Source organism: Streptomyces sp. NPDC033180, assembly GCF_055577645.1.
In genome coordinates this window covers 352,856-366,967 of record NZ_JBVIPU010000005.1, presented here as the reverse complement: position 1 = coordinate 366,967, position 14,112 = coordinate 352,856, and the positions used below count along the sequence as shown (strand labels likewise).

Here is a 14,112-nt window from a genome sequence, read left to right as displayed (position 1 = left end):
TTCGATGTAGCGCGCGGTTCCTCCCTCAGGATCAGGCATGGCCCCGGTACGCCGTGTTGGATGGAGGCATGGCCCTGTCCTTCCCCCGCCCGGACCGCGTCGACGTACAGATCTCCGTGGCGAGCGTGCTCGCCGGGCTCGCGCTGTGGGGGCTCGGGCTGCCCGTGCAGACGGACCGGCTGCTCGGCCTCAACTGGTCGCTGATCCCGCTCTTCGTCCTGGGCGGACTCGAGCTGCTGCGCCGGAGCATGCCCCGGACCGCCCTGATCCTCGCCACGCTCGCGCTGGCCTTCGACCAGTGCACGGCGGGCAACCTGGCGTCGGTCCTGATGTTCACGGACATCGTTTACGCGTCCGTCGTGTACGGAACACCGGCCTCGGCCCGCCGTATCCCGCTCACCACCGGTGTGATCACGGTGGCGTTGACGATCGGCCTGCTCGCGTGGTGGCGGGAGCCGGAAGCGGTGCTCCTCGGCGTGGTGACCGGCATCGTGTCGTTCGGTCCCGCGGCCACCGGCGTCCTGGTGCGCAACCACCGCGAGGCCGCCGCCGCGGCCAGACTACGCGCCGAACAGACCGCGCTGCTCGCCGAGATGGACCGCGTGCAGGCCATCACGGCCGAGCGCGCCCGGATGGCCCGTGAGCTGCACGACATGGTCGCCAACCACCTCTCGGCGATCGCCATCCACTCCACGGCCGCGCTCTCCCTCGACGACCCCCAGACCACCCGCGACGCCCTTGCCGTCATCCGCGAGAACAGCGTCGACGGCCTGGCCGAGATGCGCCGCCTCATCGGGATCCTGCGTGACTCCAGCGACGACCGGGAACCGGCGGCCGCGCCCACCCTCGACGGCCTCGGCACCCTGATCGAGGGCGCCCGTACCAATGGTCTGGACGTCACCCTCGACGACACCCGCGATGCGGAAGGTCCAGGGCTCCCCGCCCCCGTCGAGATGGCGGCCTACCGCATCGTCCAGGAGTCCCTGACCAACGCCCTCAAGCACGCGTCGCCCGGCCTGGTCACGGTGGCCCTCATCCAGCACCCCCGCGCTCTCGACGTCCACGTGACCAGCCCGTACGGCTCCTCCGCCGGCCCCCGCGCCCCGGGTTCGGGAGCCGGTCTCGTAGGCATGCGGGAGCGCACCGAACTCCTCGGCGGCACCTTCGAGTCGGGCCCCGAGAGCACCTCTGACGGCAAGGTCTGGAACGTCCGTGCCACTCTGCCCGTCGATCCAGCAGACCAAGGAGCTTCCGCATGATCCGAGTGCTCGTCGCCGAGGACCAGTCCGCCGTACGGGCGGGGCTCGTCCTGATCCTGCGCAGCGCGCCGGACATCGAGGTGGTCGGCGAGGCGTCGGACGGGGAGGAGGCGGTGGCGCTCGCCCGTGAACTCCGGCCCGACCTGGTGCTCATGGACATCCAGATGCCGCGCCTGGACGGCGTCTCCGCGACCCGTCAGGTCGTCTCCGACGGGCTCTCCGACGTGCTCGTCCTGACCACCTTCGACCTCGACGAGTACGTCTTCGGGGCGCTGCGCGCGGGCGCCTCCGGATTCCTCCTGAAGAACACCGAGGCCAAGGACCTCCTGGAGGCGGTCCGTACGGTCGGCCGAGGCGAGGGTCTGATCGCCCCGGCCGTCACCCGGCGGCTGATCGCCGAGTTCGCCGCCCCGCGGACCGCGAGACCCGCACGCCGCGAGAACGGGCCCGATCCCACCATCCTCGACACCCTCACCCGCCGCGAACGCGAGGTGCTCGCCTGCCTCGGCGAAGGCCTCTCGAACGCGGAGATCGCGGGCCGTCTCGACATGGCGGAGGCGACGGTGAAGACCCACGTCAGCCGTCTGCTCGGCAAGCTGGAACTGCGCAGCAGGGTCCAAGCGGCCGTACTGGCGCAGGAGTTGGGGGTATAGACCCGGATCCAGTGCGTCCGACCGGCGCTATCCGGCCAATGGTTCAGACCTCTTGACCGCTGGTCCAGACCTTTCTATTCTCACCGGCACTGCGGTGAGCACTCCCCCACGTGTTCCACGTGCTCACGGGCGGCGCAGGGTTCCACCCCTATGACCCCCCGGAACTCACCCGAGGAGCACACAGTGCGCTTCAGACACAGAGCCGTGGCAGGCCTCACCACCCTGCTGCTCCCGCTCGCCACCCTGGTCGCGCTCGGCGGCCCCGCCGAAGCCGCGCCGGAAGCCGCCCCCGCGGCCACCGCCACCTACGCCAAGACCCAGGACTGGGGCAGCGGCTTCGAGGGCAAGTGGACCGTCAAGAACACCGGAACCACCTCCATCAGCTCCTGGGCCGTGGCGTGGGACTTCCCCACCGGCACGAAGGTGTCCTCCGCCTGGGACGCCACCGTCACCAACTCCGGCAACCGCTGGACCGCCAAGAACGTCGGCTGGAACGGGACGCTCGCCCCCGGCGCCTCGGTCTCCTTCGGGTTCAACGGCTCGGGCCCCGGCTCCCCCTCCAACTGCACGCTCAACGGCGCCAGTTGTGACGGCGGCAGCGTCCCCGGCGACAATGCTCCCTCGGCGCCCGGCACCCCCACCGCGTCCGACATCACCAACACCTCGGTGAAGCTCGCCTGGACGGCGGCCACCGACGACAAGGGCGTCAAGAACTACGACGTCCTGCGCGACGGCTCCAAGGTCGCGACAGTGACCGGGACTTCGTACGCCGACAGCGGACTCACCGCGGGCACCGACTACTCGTACACGGTCCAGGCCCGCGACACCGCGGACCAGACGGGCCCGGCCTCCGGCGCCGTCAAGGTGCACACCACGGGCGCCGGCGACCCGGGGCCGGGCCCCGGCGACAAGGTCAAGCTCGGCTACTTCACCCAGTGGGGCGTCTACGGCCGCAACTACCACGTGAAGAACATCGACTCCTCGGCCTCCGCCGCCAAGATCACCCACATCAACTACGCCTTCGGCAACGTCCAGGGCGGCAAGTGCACCATCGGTGACGCCTACGCCGACTACGACAAGGCGTACACCGCCGAGCAGTCCGTCGACGGCAAGGCCGACACCTGGGACCAGCCCCTGCGCGGCAACTTCAACCAGCTGCGCAAGCTCAAGGCCAAACACCCCGACATCAAGGTCCTGTGGTCCTTCGGCGGCTGGACCTGGTCCGGCGGCTTCACCGACGCGATGAAGAACCCGGCCGCCTTCGCCAAGTCCTGCCACGACCTGGTGGAGGACCCGCGCTGGGCCGACGTCTTCGACGGCATCGACCTGGACTGGGAGTACCCCAACGCCTGCGGCCTGACCTGCGACACCAGCGGCCCTGCCTCGATGAAGAACATGATGCAGGCCTTCCGCACCGAGTTCGGCAAGGACGCCCTGGTCACCGCCGCGATCACCGCCGACGGCTCGAGCGGCGGCAAGATCGACGCGGCCGACTACGGCGGCGCGTCGCAGTACGCCGACTGGTACAACGTGATGACGTACGACTTCTTCGGCGCCTGGGCGGCCAAGGGCCCCACGGCCCCGCACTCCCCGCTCACCTCCTACCCCGGCATTCCGCAGGACGGCTTCAACTCCGCCGACGCGATCTCGAAGCTGAAGGCGAAGGGCGTTCCCGCAGCCAAGCTCCTGCTCGGCATCGGCTTCTACGGCCGCGGCTGGACGGGCGTCACACAGAAGGAGCCGGGCGGCACGGCTACGGGCGCGGCGCAGGGCACGTACGAAGCGGGCATCGAGGACTACAAGGTCCTCAAGAACAGCTGTCCCGCGAACGGCACGATCGCCGGTACGGCCTACGCCCACTGCGGCAGCAACTGGTGGTCGTACGACACCCCGGCCACGGTCAGGAGCAAGATGGCCTGGTCGAAGCAGCAGGGCCTGGGAGGCGCCTTCTTCTGGGAGTTCAGCGGGGACACCGCGAACGGTGAGTTGGTGTCCGCCATCAATGACGGTCTGAAGTAGCGGGGCCGTCCCACCATGGACGAAGCCGGGAAGACAAGTACGCCCCTTGTCTTCCCGGCTTCTCGTTGTCTTGGTCCGCGGGTCGCATATGGCTGAGCGCGCAGTTCCCGCGCCCCTAAAGGGGCGCCCAGCTACGCCACGTTGACCCGTTGCCCCGGAGGCGCCGCCTCCAGCCACGCGAGGAAACCCGTCAGCGCGTCCTCGCCCATCGCCAGCTCAAGGCGTACGCCGCGGTGCAGACAGCCGAGGACGATCGCGTCGGAGAGCAGTGCGAGCTCCTCCTCGCCGTCCGGGGCACGCCGGTCGACGACCTCGATGGCCGAGCGCTCCAGGGTCCGGCGCGGCCGGGGCGCGTACGAGAAGACGCGGTACCACTCGATCCGGTCGCCGTTGTAGCGGGCGACGCCATACCCCCAGCCTTTGCCGGAGGTGTCGCCCTTCGCCGGGGCGTTCCAGCGCAGGCTGCAGTCGAAGGTGCCGCCGGAGCGCTGGATGAGCCGGCGCCGCAGCCCGAAGACGAAGAGCCCCACCAACACCAGCGCGACCAACACGAGTCCGCACACGAGCAGAGTGAGGATCATCGGCACCGACCTCCTCGCCTCTTCGTAACGGACCAACAGAATTGCACCCGCATCGCCTCAGCCGCGACCCGGTCCGGATTGCTCCGGACCTGGCCGCGGCTGAGTCACGTCAAACGCCGTCGCGCCGGTTTCAGCGCGACGACACCGCCCGCAGTCGGACGTCCGCGCGACGCTCGGCGGAGGCGTCAGCCTCCGACTTCGCGCGCTCGAGCGCCCGCTCCGCACGCTGGACATCGATCTCGTCCGACAGCTCGACGATCTCAGCAAGCAGTGACAGCTTGTTGTCCGCGAAGGAGATGAATCCTCCGTGGACGGCGGCGACGACAGTGTTGCCGTCACTCGTACGAATGGTCACCGGGCCCGACTCCAGCACACCCAGAAGCGGCTGGTGACCGGGCATGACGCCGATGTCGCCGGACGTGGTGCGCGCGACGACCAGGGTGGCCTCGCCGGACCAGACACTGCGGTCCGCGGCGACCAGCTCGACATGCAGCTCAGCAGCCAAGGGTGGCTCCTCGGGTCACCACCCGGCGGCTTCGCCGGGTGTTGGGTCAAATTCTAGTGGGCGTACCGGGAGGGGCGGGACTCGCCCACCCCTCCCGTGAGTCACGGACTCAGGAGACGCCGAGCTCCTTGGCCTTCGCCTTCAGGTCCTCGATGCCACCGCACATGAAGAACGCCTGCTCGGGGAAGTGGTCGTACTCACCGTCGATGATCGAGTTGAACGCGGCGATCGACTCGTCGAGCGGCACGTCCGAACCGTCCAGGCCGGTGAACTGCTTGGCGGCGTGGGTGTTCTGCGACAGGAAGCGCTCGACGCGGCGGGCGCGCTGAACGACCAGCTTGTCCTCTTCGCTGAGCTCGTCGATGCCGAGGATCGCGATGATGTCCTGGAGGTCCTTGTACTTCTGCAGGATTCCCTTGACGCGCATGGCGGCGTCGTAGTGGTCCTGCGCGATGTAGCGCGGGTCCAGGATGCGGGACGTCGAGTCCAGCGGGTCGACCGCCGGGTAGATGCCCTTCTCCGAGATCGGACGCGACAGCACGGTCGTCGCGTCGAGGTGCGCGAAGGTCGTGGCCGGGGCCGGGTCGGTGAGGTCGTCCGCGGGGACGTAGATCGCCTGCATCGAGGTGATCGAGTGACCACGCGTCGAGGTGATGCGCTCCTGGAGGAGGCCCATCTCGTCGGCCAGGTTCGGCTGGTAGCCCACCGCGGAGGGCATACGGCCGAGCAGGGTCGAGACCTCGGAACCGGCCTGCGTGAAGCGGAAGATGTTGTCGATGAAGAACAGCACGTCCTGCTTCTGCACATCGCGGAAGTACTCCGCCATGGTCAGACCGGCGAGGGCGACGCGCAGACGCGTGCCCGGCGGCTCGTCCATCTGGCCGAAGACCAGGGCGGTCTTGTCCAGAACGCCCGACTCTTCCATCTCGTCGATGAGGTCGTTGCCCTCACGGGTGCGCTCGCCGACACCGGCGAACACGGAAACGCCCTCGTGCAGCTTGGCCACACGCATGATCATTTCCTGGATGAGGACGGTCTTGCCGACGCCCGCTCCACCGAACAGACCGATCTTTCCACCCTTGACGTACGGGGTGAGAAGGTCGACGACCTTCAGGCCGGTCTCGAACATCTCGGTCTTGGACTCGAGCTGGTCGAAGGCCGGGGCCTTGCGGTGGATCGGCCAGCGCTCGGTGACGTCGGCCTCGGCCTCGGGGTGGTTCAGGATCGCACCGAGGGTGTTGAACACCTTGCCCTTGGTGATGTCACCGACGGGGACGGTGATGCCCGCGCCCGTGTTGGTCACCGCGGCCTGGCGGACCAGACCGTCGGTGGGCTGCATCGAGATGGCGCGGATAATGCCGTCGCCGAGGTGCTGGGCAACCTCGAGCGTCAGCGTCTTCCTCTCGCCGTCCTTGGCCGGGTCGGCCACCTCGACGTGAAGCGCGTTGTAGATCTCCGGCATCGCGTCGACGGGGAACTCCACGTCGACGACCGGGCCGATCACCCGGGCGACGCGGCCCGTGGCAACGGCCGTATCAACAGTGGTCGTCATTACTTGTCACTCCCCGCAGAAGCGTCGGCCAGGGCACTGGAGCCACCGACGATCTCGCTGATTTCCTGGGTGATTTCGGCCTGGCGGGCCGCGTTGGCAGAACGGGTGAGAGCGTTGATCAGGTCACCCGCGTTGTCGGTCGCCGACTTCATCGCGCGGCGCGTGGCGGCGTGCTTGGAAGCAGCCGACTGGAGCAGCGCGTTGTAGATACGGCTCTCGACGTAGCGCGGCAGAAGGGCGTCGAGGACGTCCTCCGCCGACGGCTCGAAGTCGTACAGCGGACGGGCCTCGTCACTCTGGCCCGCCTCTTCCGCGACCTTGTCGAGGCTCAGCGGAAGCAGCCGGGAACCGGTCGCTTCCTGCGTCATCATCGAGATGAACTCGGTGTAGACGATGTGGAGTTCATCCACGCCGCCCTCGGCCGTGTCCGTCTCGATGGCCTCGATCAGGGGTGCGGCGATCTCCTTGGCGTCCGCGTAGGAAGGAGCATCGGTGAAGCCCGTCCACTGCCCGGAGATCTTCCGCTCACGGAAGTTGTAGTGCGCGATGCCACGGCGGCCGACGATGTACGTGTCGACCTCCTTGCCCTCGTCCTGCAACTTCTTGGTGAGCTTCTCCGCACCCTTGATGGCGTTGGAGTTGAAGGCGCCGGCCAGGCCGCGGTCGCTCGAGAGGAGCAGCACAGCGGCCCGGGTCGGAGCCTCGGCCTCGGTGGTCAGCGGGTGCTTGTCGTTCGCACCCGTGGCCACCGCGGTGACCGCGCGGGTCAGCTCGGTCGCGTACGGAGTGGAGGCGGTCACCTTGCGCTGTGCCTTGACGACACGCGAGGCGGCGATCATCTCCATCGCCTTGGTGATCTTCTTGGTCGCGGTGACGGATTTGATGCGACGCTTGTAGACCCGGAGCTGGGCTCCCATGAGTCAGGTCCCTTCCGTCGTCACTTGGACGCGTCGACGGCAGCCGGAGCGTCCTCGCCGAGCAGCTTGCCGTCCGAGGTCTCGAACTGCTTCTTGAACTCGGCGACGGCGTCGGTGATGGCCGTGATCGTGTCGTCGGACATCTTGCCGCCCTCCTTGATGGAGGTCATCAGGCCCTGCTCCTTGCGGTGCAGGTAGTCGAGCAGCTCGCGCTCGAAACGCCGGATGTCGACAACCGGTACCTCGTCCATGCGGCCGGTGGTGCCGGCCCAGATCGAGATGACCTGGTCCTCGGTGGCCATCGGCTGGTACTGAGCCTGCTTGAGCAGCTCGACCATGCGCTGACCGCGCTCGAGGGAGGCCTTCGACGCGGCGTCCAGGTCGGAACCGAAGGCGGCGAACGCCTCCAGCTCGCGGTACTGGGCGAGGTCCACGCGCAGACGTCCGGAGACCTGGCGGATCGCCTTGTGCTGGGCGGAGCCACCGACACGGGAGACCGAGATACCGACGTTCAGGGCCGGACGCTGACCGGCGTTGAACAGGTCGGACTCCAGGAAGCACTGACCGTCGGTGATGGAGATGACGTTGGTCGGAATGAACGCCGACACGTCGTTCGCCTTGGTCTCGACGATCGGCAGACCCGTCATCGAGCCCTTGCCCATCTCGTCCGAGAGCTTCGCGCAGCGCTCGAGCAGACGCGAGTGCAGGTAGAAGACGTCACCCGGGTAGGCCTCGCGCCCCGGCGGGCGGCGGAGCAGCAGGGACACGGCGCGGTAGGCGTCGGCCTGCTTCGAGAGGTCGTCAAAGATGATGAGGACGTGCTTGCCCTCGTACATCCACTGCTGGCCGATGGCCGAACCGGTGTAGGGCGCCAGGTACTTGAAGCCCGCCGGGTCGGACGCCGGGGCGGCGACGATGGTCGTGTACTCGAGCGCGCCGGCCTCTTCGAGGGCACCGCGCACGGAGGCGATGGTGGAGCCCTTCTGACCGACGGCGACGTAGATGCAGCGCACCTGCTTGTTCACGTCGCCCGAGCGCCAGTTGTCGCGCTGGTTGATGATCGTGTCGACGGCCAGGGCGGTCTTGCCCGTCTGGCGGTCGCCGATGATCAGCTGACGCTGGCCACGGCCGATCGGGGTCATCGCGTCGACGGCCTTGTAGCCGGTCTCCATCGGCTCGTGCACCGACTTGCGGTCCATGACCGTCGGGGCCTGCAGCTCGAGGGCGCGGCGTCCGGACGTCTCGATCTCGCCGAGGCCGTCGATCGGGGCGCCGAGCGGGTCGACGACGCGGCCGAGGTAGCCCTCGCCCACCGCGACGGACAGGACCTCGCCGGTACGGGTGACCGGCTGGCCCTCTTCGATGCCGCTGAACTCGCCGAGGACGACGGCGCCGATCTCGCGCTCCTCAAGGTTGAGGGCGAGACCGAGGGTGCCGTCCTCGAACTTCAGCAGCTCGTTGGCCATGGCCGAGGGGAGGCCCTCGACCTTCGCGATGCCGTCACCGGCAACGGTGACCGAACCGACCTCCTCGCGCGAGGCCGCGTCCGGCTTGTACGCCTGGACAAAGTTCTCCAGTGCGTCCCGGATCTCCTCCGGCCGGATCGTGAGCTCCGCCATCTGGGTTCCCTGCTCTCCTTGTTGGGCCCGAAGTTTCACTTTGGGGGTCTGGGGACTCCCCCCAAGTAAGAGGTGAATCCTCTGCACGGCCCAACTAGGGCCGTAATTACAACGTCTTGCGTTACTACTAGCTCGCCATGCGGCGGTGCGCGTCCTCGAGGCGGTCCGCGATGCTGCCGTTGATGATCTCGTCGCCGACCTGCACCGTGATCCCGCCGAGGACCTCGGGGTCCACGTCGAGGTTCAGGTGCATCTGGCGGCCGTAGACCTTCGCGAGGGCGGCACCGAGGCGCTGCTTCTGCTGGTCCGAGAGCGGCACAGCCGAAGTGACGACGGCGACCATCCGGTTCCGGCGGTCCGCGGCCAGCTTGGACAGGGACTCGAGTCCCGCTTCCAGGCTACGTCCACGGGGCGCGGTCACGAGGCGCTCGACGAGCCGCTCCGTGACCTCGTTGGCCCTGCCCCCGAGCAGGCTGCGCAGCAGCTCGCTCTTGGCCCCGCCTGTGGCGGCGCGGTCGGTCAGCGCGGACCGGAGCTCGGTGCTCGAGGAGACGATCCGGCCGAACCGGAACAGCTCGTCCTCGACGTCGTCCAGCGCGCCGGCCTTCTGCGCACCGGTCAGGTCGGCGAGGTTGGTGAGCTCCTCGAGGGCGTCCACCAGGTCACGCGACTGCGACCAGCGCGAGCGGACCAGGCCGGCCACCAGGTCAGCGGTCTCGCCGCTCACCTGCCCGCCGAGCAGCCGCCCGGCGAGCTCCGCCTTGGCCTCACCGGACTGCGACGGGTCGGTCAGGACCCGGCGCAGCGAGACCTCGCGGTGCAGCAGCGCCGTGACCGAGGCCAGCTCGTCCGCGAGCTGCTTGGCGTCGACCGACGTGTTGTCGGTCAGCGCGTCAAGACGCTCGCGTGCGGCGGCCAGGGCCTCGCGGCTAGCTCCGTGCGCTGTCATCGAGCCGCCTCGGCCTTCTCCTCGAGCTCGTCGAGGAATCGGTCGATGGTGCGGCTCTGCCGTGCGGAGTCCTCGAGGGACTCACCGACGAGCTTGCCGGCCAGGTCGGTGGCCAGCTGGCCCACGTCCTGACGCAGCGACTGCGCGGCGGCCTTGCGGTCGGCGGCGAGCTGCGCGTGACCGGCGGCGACGATCTCCTCGCGCTGCCGCTGGCCTTCGGCACGCATCTCAGCGATGAGCGTGGCGCCCTGCTCCTGCGCCTCCTGGCGCAGACGCGCGGCCTCGTGCCGTGCCTCGGCGAGCTGAGCCTTGTACTGCTCGAGCACGCTCTGGGCCTCGGTCTGAGCGGCCTCGGCCTTCTCGATACCGCCTTCGATCGCCTCCCGGCGCTCTTCCAGAACCTTGTTGATGTTCGGGAGGAGCTTCTTCCAGAAGAAGAAGAAGACGATGGCGAAGGCGATGGCGCCGACGAGCAGCTCGGGGCCCGGCGGAATGAGCGGGTTCTGCTCTTCCTCGGCCGCCAGCTGTACCAGGTTGGCGATCACATCAGTGCCTTTCGTCGAACGGTACTAATCGTCTCTGGCGATCAGGAGCTGTAGACGAACGGCATGACGATGCCGATGAGGGCGAGCGCCTCACAGAAGGCGAAGCCGAGGATCTGGTTGGCACGGATCAGACCGGCGGCTTCGGGCTGACGGGCCAGAGCCTCGGTGCCCTTACCGAAGACGATGCCAACACCGATGCCGGGGCCGATCGCGGCGAGACCGTAACCAATGGAGCCGAGGGCCTTGAGGTCACCGGTGACGGCGGCGAGTTCGAGAGTCGCGGACATGCCGTTACTTCCTTCTCTTTCATGGACCGGTGGGGGTTGGCCACCGGGCGCTTAGGGGGTTTTGCGGAGGGGCTCAGTGGTGCTCGGCGAGAGCGCCCTGAATGTACGAGCAGGCCAGGAGCACGAATACGTACGCCTGAACAGCCTGCACGAAGAGCTCGAAGAGGATCATGGCCATGGTCATCACGAACGAGACGCCGGCGGCCGGGATCAGGAAACTGTTCAGCAGGTACCAGGAGGCGACGGTGAACATCACCAGCATCAGGTGACCGGCGAACATGTTGGCGAAGAGTCGCACAGCGTGCGTGAACGGGCGCACGAGCAGGTTCGAGAAGAACTCGATGAACGACACGAGCCACTTGATCGGCCCGAGCGAGTTGTCGTAACCCGTGATGTTCTTCCAGCCACCGACGAAGCCGTGCTTCTTGAAGGTGAGCGGCACCCAGATCAGGTACACGATGAGCGCGAGGACCACCGGGTACGCGAAGATCGACGCGACCGGGAACTGGGTCAGCGGGATCACCGACCAGATGTTCATGATCCAGATGAAGAAGAACAGCGAGACCATGAGCGGGACGTACTTCTCGCCGTCCTTCTTGCCCATCGTCTCGTAGACGATGCCGCGGCGAACGAAGTCGTAGCCGGCCTCGCCCATCATCTGCAGCTTGCCCGGAACGACCTTGGCCCTGCCGAACGCCGCGTAGAAGAAGGTGATGACGACAAGCGTCGTGATCAAGGCAAGCAGCATCACCTTGTTGAACTCGAACCCACCGACGGTGGCGATCGGCTTGAAGAGGAACGAGTGCAGGCCCGGAGCCGGGAAGCCGCACCCGTTGTCGGACATGATCCGACAGCTCCAATCGAAGGCGAGCTCAGTTTGGTCAGCACTCACCGCGGGCTCCTTCGGCGTGACGCATAGGTACGGCAACCTCGTTGTCGTGTCGGCGCGGCGCGCAGCCGCGATTCGGCACCAGACTGGTGTTTCGGATGTGGGCGCGGCGTTCAGGCATCGAGCCTCGCGATCGTGCAGGCGTCAGCTCAGATGCCCGCGCCGGCAGTGCCGCAGTTGGCACCGGACGATAGCAGCATCTCGAACGCGCATTTATCCCGGCCCTACCCTTCACGTCGAGGACCCCGACTTCTCCGGCTTGTCGCTCTGCTCGGAGTCGGGTTCAACGTAAAGGATCTTGGCCTTCATGTGCGCACGGGCCTGTGCGGCCATCCACGTAACCGTCGCCACTACGAGCGCGACCGCGAAAGCCTTGGGGTTGAACAGCGTGGTGTCCTTGAACAGGCCCATGAAGATGAGGAGCAGCAGCAGCTGGGCGACGTAGAGCATCATGCCCATCGCCTGGAACAACTGCGGAAGCGATTTCGCCGTCCGCTGCAGGACGAACAGTCCGAGCCCCATGAAAGCGATGACCACCACGGTGCCGATGACAGCGCCGAGAGCTCCCTTGCCACCCGCGACCACACCACTGACGACAGCGACGATCGCGCCGACGGCAGCAGTAGGCACAGCGGACTGAAGGAGATTTCGGGTGTCTTGAGACGGCATGGCGGCGCTCCGCTTACTGATGGGGGCAGGGTGTCGTCATGGACGAGCGTAGTCCGGGGTCGAGAGTGTCCCTCGGGCCAATGGACCGTCGCACTACGGTCCTTCGGCTCTATCCCCTGGTTTCGTGAACGGTATCACAAACTATTTGATGAGGTCTTTACCTGCTAGGTGTGCTCGCCGTCACACATGAGAGTTAATCCGCGCGTATGTGCACGCGACGCGGCAACTTGTCTGGTATTGGGCGAGTTTGACGGTCGTCGTCAGCTCGACGACCCGGCCTTGCGGCGATCCTCGACGCGCGAGTGGGGGCCAACGGCCGTCGCCCCGTTGACGCCTGACTCGACCGGAGGACGGTCGTCCGCATCCGCCTCGTCCGTCGCACCGGCCACGGACACATCCGCGCCGGCCCTCCCGCGCCTGCGGTAACGCGGCGGCACGAAGGACTCGGCCCAGCCCGGGATGTGCGGGCTGAACCGCGGCAGCATGAGCAGCACGAGGCCCACCGCGCTCAGGGCGACGATCGCCAGCAGGATCCACATACTGGCCGAGTGGACCGAGTAGGCCACCGTGCCGAAGCCGATCAGCGCCGACCAGAAGTACATGATCAGCACCGCGCGGCTGTGGGAGTGGCCGATCTCCAGGAGCCGGTGGTGGAGGTGGCCGCGGTCGGCGGCGAACGGCGACTTTCCGTTCCACGTACGCCGCACGATCGCGAGGACCAGGTCGGCGAACGGGATGGCGATGATCGTCAGCGGCATCAGGAGCGGGATGAAGACCGGAAGCATCGCGTGCGTGGCATCGCGGGTGCCGCCGAAGTTCAGGCTCAGGGCATCGCCGTCGATCTGTCCTGTGGCGGAGATCGCACCCGCCGCGAGGACCAGGCCGATCAGCATCGACCCCGAGTCCCCCATGAAGATCCGGGCGGGGTGGAGGTTGTGCGGCAGGAAGCCCAGGCACATGCCCATCAGGATCGCGGCGAAGAGCGTGGCGGGGGCCGCGGCCTCGATGCCGTAGCCGTACCAGATGCGGTAGGCGTAGAGGAAGAACGCCGCCGCCGCGATGCACACCATGCCCGCCGCGAGGCCGTCGAGGCCGTCCACGAAGTTCACCGCGTTGATGGTGATCACGACGAGCGCGACCGTCAGGAGCGTGCCCTGGCCCTGGTCCAGGAGGACCATGCCGTAGCCGGGCACCGGGATCCACAGGATCGTCAGGCCCTGGAGGACCATCACGCCCGCGGCGATCATCTGGCCGCCCAGCTTGATCAGGGCGTCGATCTCGAACTTGTCGTCCAGGACGCCGATCAGCCAGATCAGCGCGGCACCGGAGAGCAGCGCGCGCGGTTCGTTGGACCGCTCGAAGACGTCGTTCAGATTCGGCAGGTGATCGGCGACGAGCAGACCGGCGCACAATCCGAAGAACATCGCGATACCGCCGAGCCGGGGCGTGGGCTCCCGGTGCACGTCGCGGGCGCGGATCTCCGGCATGGCGCCGGCCACGATCGCGAACTTCCGCACCGGGCCGGTCAGCAGGTAAGTCACCGCGGCCGTGATGCAGAGCGTCAGCAAGTATTCACGCACGGGCTTCCCCACAGGTATCGCTGGCCATCTCAGCCCCACACCCTAGCTCTGCGCGCATACGGGTAGGGACTTCCGGGTAGCGACGATG

At 67.6% G+C, this 14,112-nt stretch carries 14 protein-coding genes; 3 read left to right on the top strand and 11 right to left on the bottom strand.

What is annotated here, in order from left to right; genetic code table 11:
* Positions 1 to 68 precede the first annotated feature (68 nt).
* The 3 genes from ACZ5WE_RS18230 to ACZ5WE_RS18220 all read left to right on the top strand — a co-directional run bounded on the left by ACZ5WE_RS18230 (position 69) and on the right by ACZ5WE_RS18220 (position 3,931).
* A complete protein-coding gene (locus tag ACZ5WE_RS18230) occupies positions 69 to 1,259 on the top strand; it encodes a sensor histidine kinase (protein ID WP_467689095.1) in 1,191 nt (396 codons plus the stop codon).
* Positions 1,256 to 1,912 carry a response regulator gene (locus ACZ5WE_RS18225; RefSeq protein ID WP_467689093.1) on the top strand — a complete coding sequence of 219 codons (657 nt, stop codon included), beginning with the start codon at positions 1,256 to 1,258 and terminating at the stop codon, positions 1,910 to 1,912. Before ACZ5WE_RS18230 ends, ACZ5WE_RS18225 begins: the two co-directional genes overlap by 4 nt.
* Positions 1,913 to 2,095: 183 nt before the next feature.
* Entirely contained in the window at positions 2,096 to 3,931 is a 1,836-nt protein-coding gene (locus tag ACZ5WE_RS18220; protein ID WP_467689091.1) for a glycosyl hydrolase family 18 protein, read from the top strand.
* A 131-nt stretch (positions 3,932 to 4,062) separates the two neighbouring features.
* On the opposite strand, the gene ACZ5WE_RS18215 is transcribed toward ACZ5WE_RS18220, so the two are convergent.
* The 11 genes from ACZ5WE_RS18215 to ACZ5WE_RS18165 form a co-directional block, all read right to left on the bottom strand.
* Entirely contained in the window at positions 4,063 to 4,512 is a 450-nt protein-coding gene (locus tag ACZ5WE_RS18215) for a DUF2550 domain-containing protein (RefSeq protein ID WP_467689089.1), read from the bottom strand.
* Between the two features lie 130 nt (positions 4,513 to 4,642).
* Complete coding sequence (locus ACZ5WE_RS18210) at positions 4,643 to 5,017, bottom strand: F0F1 ATP synthase subunit epsilon (RefSeq protein ID WP_160507238.1); 375 nt, start codon at positions 5,015 to 5,017, stop codon at positions 4,643 to 4,645.
* 109 nt (positions 5,018 to 5,126) lie between these two features.
* Complete coding sequence (gene atpD, locus ACZ5WE_RS18205; RefSeq protein ID WP_467689086.1) at positions 5,127 to 6,569, bottom strand: F0F1 ATP synthase subunit beta; 1,443 nt, start codon at positions 6,567 to 6,569, stop codon at positions 5,127 to 5,129.
* Complete coding sequence (locus ACZ5WE_RS18200) at positions 6,569 to 7,486, bottom strand: F0F1 ATP synthase subunit gamma (protein ID WP_399394775.1); 918 nt, start codon at positions 7,484 to 7,486, stop codon at positions 6,569 to 6,571. Before ACZ5WE_RS18200 ends, atpD begins: the two co-directional genes overlap by 1 nt.
* Positions 7,487 to 7,506: 20 nt before the next feature.
* Positions 7,507 to 9,105 (bottom strand): F0F1 ATP synthase subunit alpha, encoded by a 1,599-nt coding sequence (gene atpA, locus ACZ5WE_RS18195; RefSeq protein ID WP_249587737.1) that lies wholly within the window; start codon positions 9,103 to 9,105, stop codon positions 7,507 to 7,509.
* 127 nt (positions 9,106 to 9,232) lie between these two features.
* On the bottom strand, positions 9,233 to 10,054 hold the full coding sequence (locus tag ACZ5WE_RS18190; protein WP_467689084.1) for a F0F1 ATP synthase subunit delta: 822 nt from the start codon (positions 10,052 to 10,054) through the stop codon (positions 9,233 to 9,235).
* Entirely contained in the window at positions 10,051 to 10,599 is a 549-nt protein-coding gene (locus ACZ5WE_RS18185; protein ID WP_467689083.1) for a F0F1 ATP synthase subunit B, read from the bottom strand. The genes ACZ5WE_RS18190 and ACZ5WE_RS18185 overlap by 4 nt, the downstream gene beginning before the upstream one ends.
* 41 nt (positions 10,600 to 10,640) lie before the next feature.
* Positions 10,641 to 10,886, bottom strand: coding sequence for an ATP synthase F0 subunit C (gene atpE, locus ACZ5WE_RS18180; RefSeq protein ID WP_268773475.1), 246 nt, complete (start codon positions 10,884 to 10,886; stop codon positions 10,641 to 10,643).
* A 73-nt stretch (positions 10,887 to 10,959) separates the two neighbouring features.
* Entirely contained in the window at positions 10,960 to 11,730 is a 771-nt protein-coding gene (gene atpB, locus ACZ5WE_RS18175; RefSeq protein WP_467689082.1) for a F0F1 ATP synthase subunit A, read from the bottom strand.
* A 276-nt stretch (positions 11,731 to 12,006) separates the two neighbouring features.
* A complete protein-coding gene (locus ACZ5WE_RS18170; RefSeq protein WP_467689080.1) occupies positions 12,007 to 12,444 on the bottom strand; it encodes a hypothetical protein in 438 nt (145 codons plus the stop codon).
* A gap of 260 nt (positions 12,445 to 12,704) precedes the next feature.
* Positions 12,705 to 14,024 (bottom strand): MraY family glycosyltransferase, encoded by a 1,320-nt coding sequence (locus ACZ5WE_RS18165; protein ID WP_467689078.1) that lies wholly within the window; start codon positions 14,022 to 14,024, stop codon positions 12,705 to 12,707.
* Between the last annotated feature and the right edge of the window lie 88 nt (positions 14,025 to 14,112).

Coding starts and splice junctions, on each gene's coding strand:
- ACZ5WE_RS18170 (WP_467689080.1), bottom strand. CDS start 12,444: ATGCCGTCTCAAGACACCCGAAATCTCCTTCAGTCCGCTGTGCCTACT.
- atpB (WP_467689082.1), bottom strand. CDS start 11,730: ATGTCCGACAACGGGTGCGGCTTCCCGGCTCCGGGCCTGCACTCGTTC.
- ACZ5WE_RS18230 (WP_467689095.1), top strand. CDS start 69: ATGGCCCTGTCCTTCCCCCGCCCGGACCGCGTCGACGTACAGATCTCC.
- atpD (WP_467689086.1), bottom strand. CDS start 6,569: ATGACGACCACTGTTGATACGGCCGTTGCCACGGGCCGCGTCGCCCGG.
- atpA (WP_249587737.1), bottom strand. CDS start 9,105: ATGGCGGAGCTCACGATCCGGCCGGAGGAGATCCGGGACGCACTGGAG.
- atpE (WP_268773475.1), bottom strand. CDS start 10,886: ATGTCCGCGACTCTCGAACTCGCCGCCGTCACCGGTGACCTCAAGGCC.
- ACZ5WE_RS18225 (WP_467689093.1), top strand. CDS start 1,256: ATGATCCGAGTGCTCGTCGCCGAGGACCAGTCCGCCGTACGGGCGGGG.
- ACZ5WE_RS18190 (WP_467689084.1), bottom strand. CDS start 10,054: ATGACAGCGCACGGAGCTAGCCGCGAGGCCCTGGCCGCCGCACGCGAG.
- ACZ5WE_RS18200 (WP_399394775.1), bottom strand. CDS start 7,486: ATGGGAGCCCAGCTCCGGGTCTACAAGCGTCGCATCAAATCCGTCACC.
- ACZ5WE_RS18215 (WP_467689089.1), bottom strand. CDS start 4,512: ATGATCCTCACTCTGCTCGTGTGCGGACTCGTGTTGGTCGCGCTGGTG.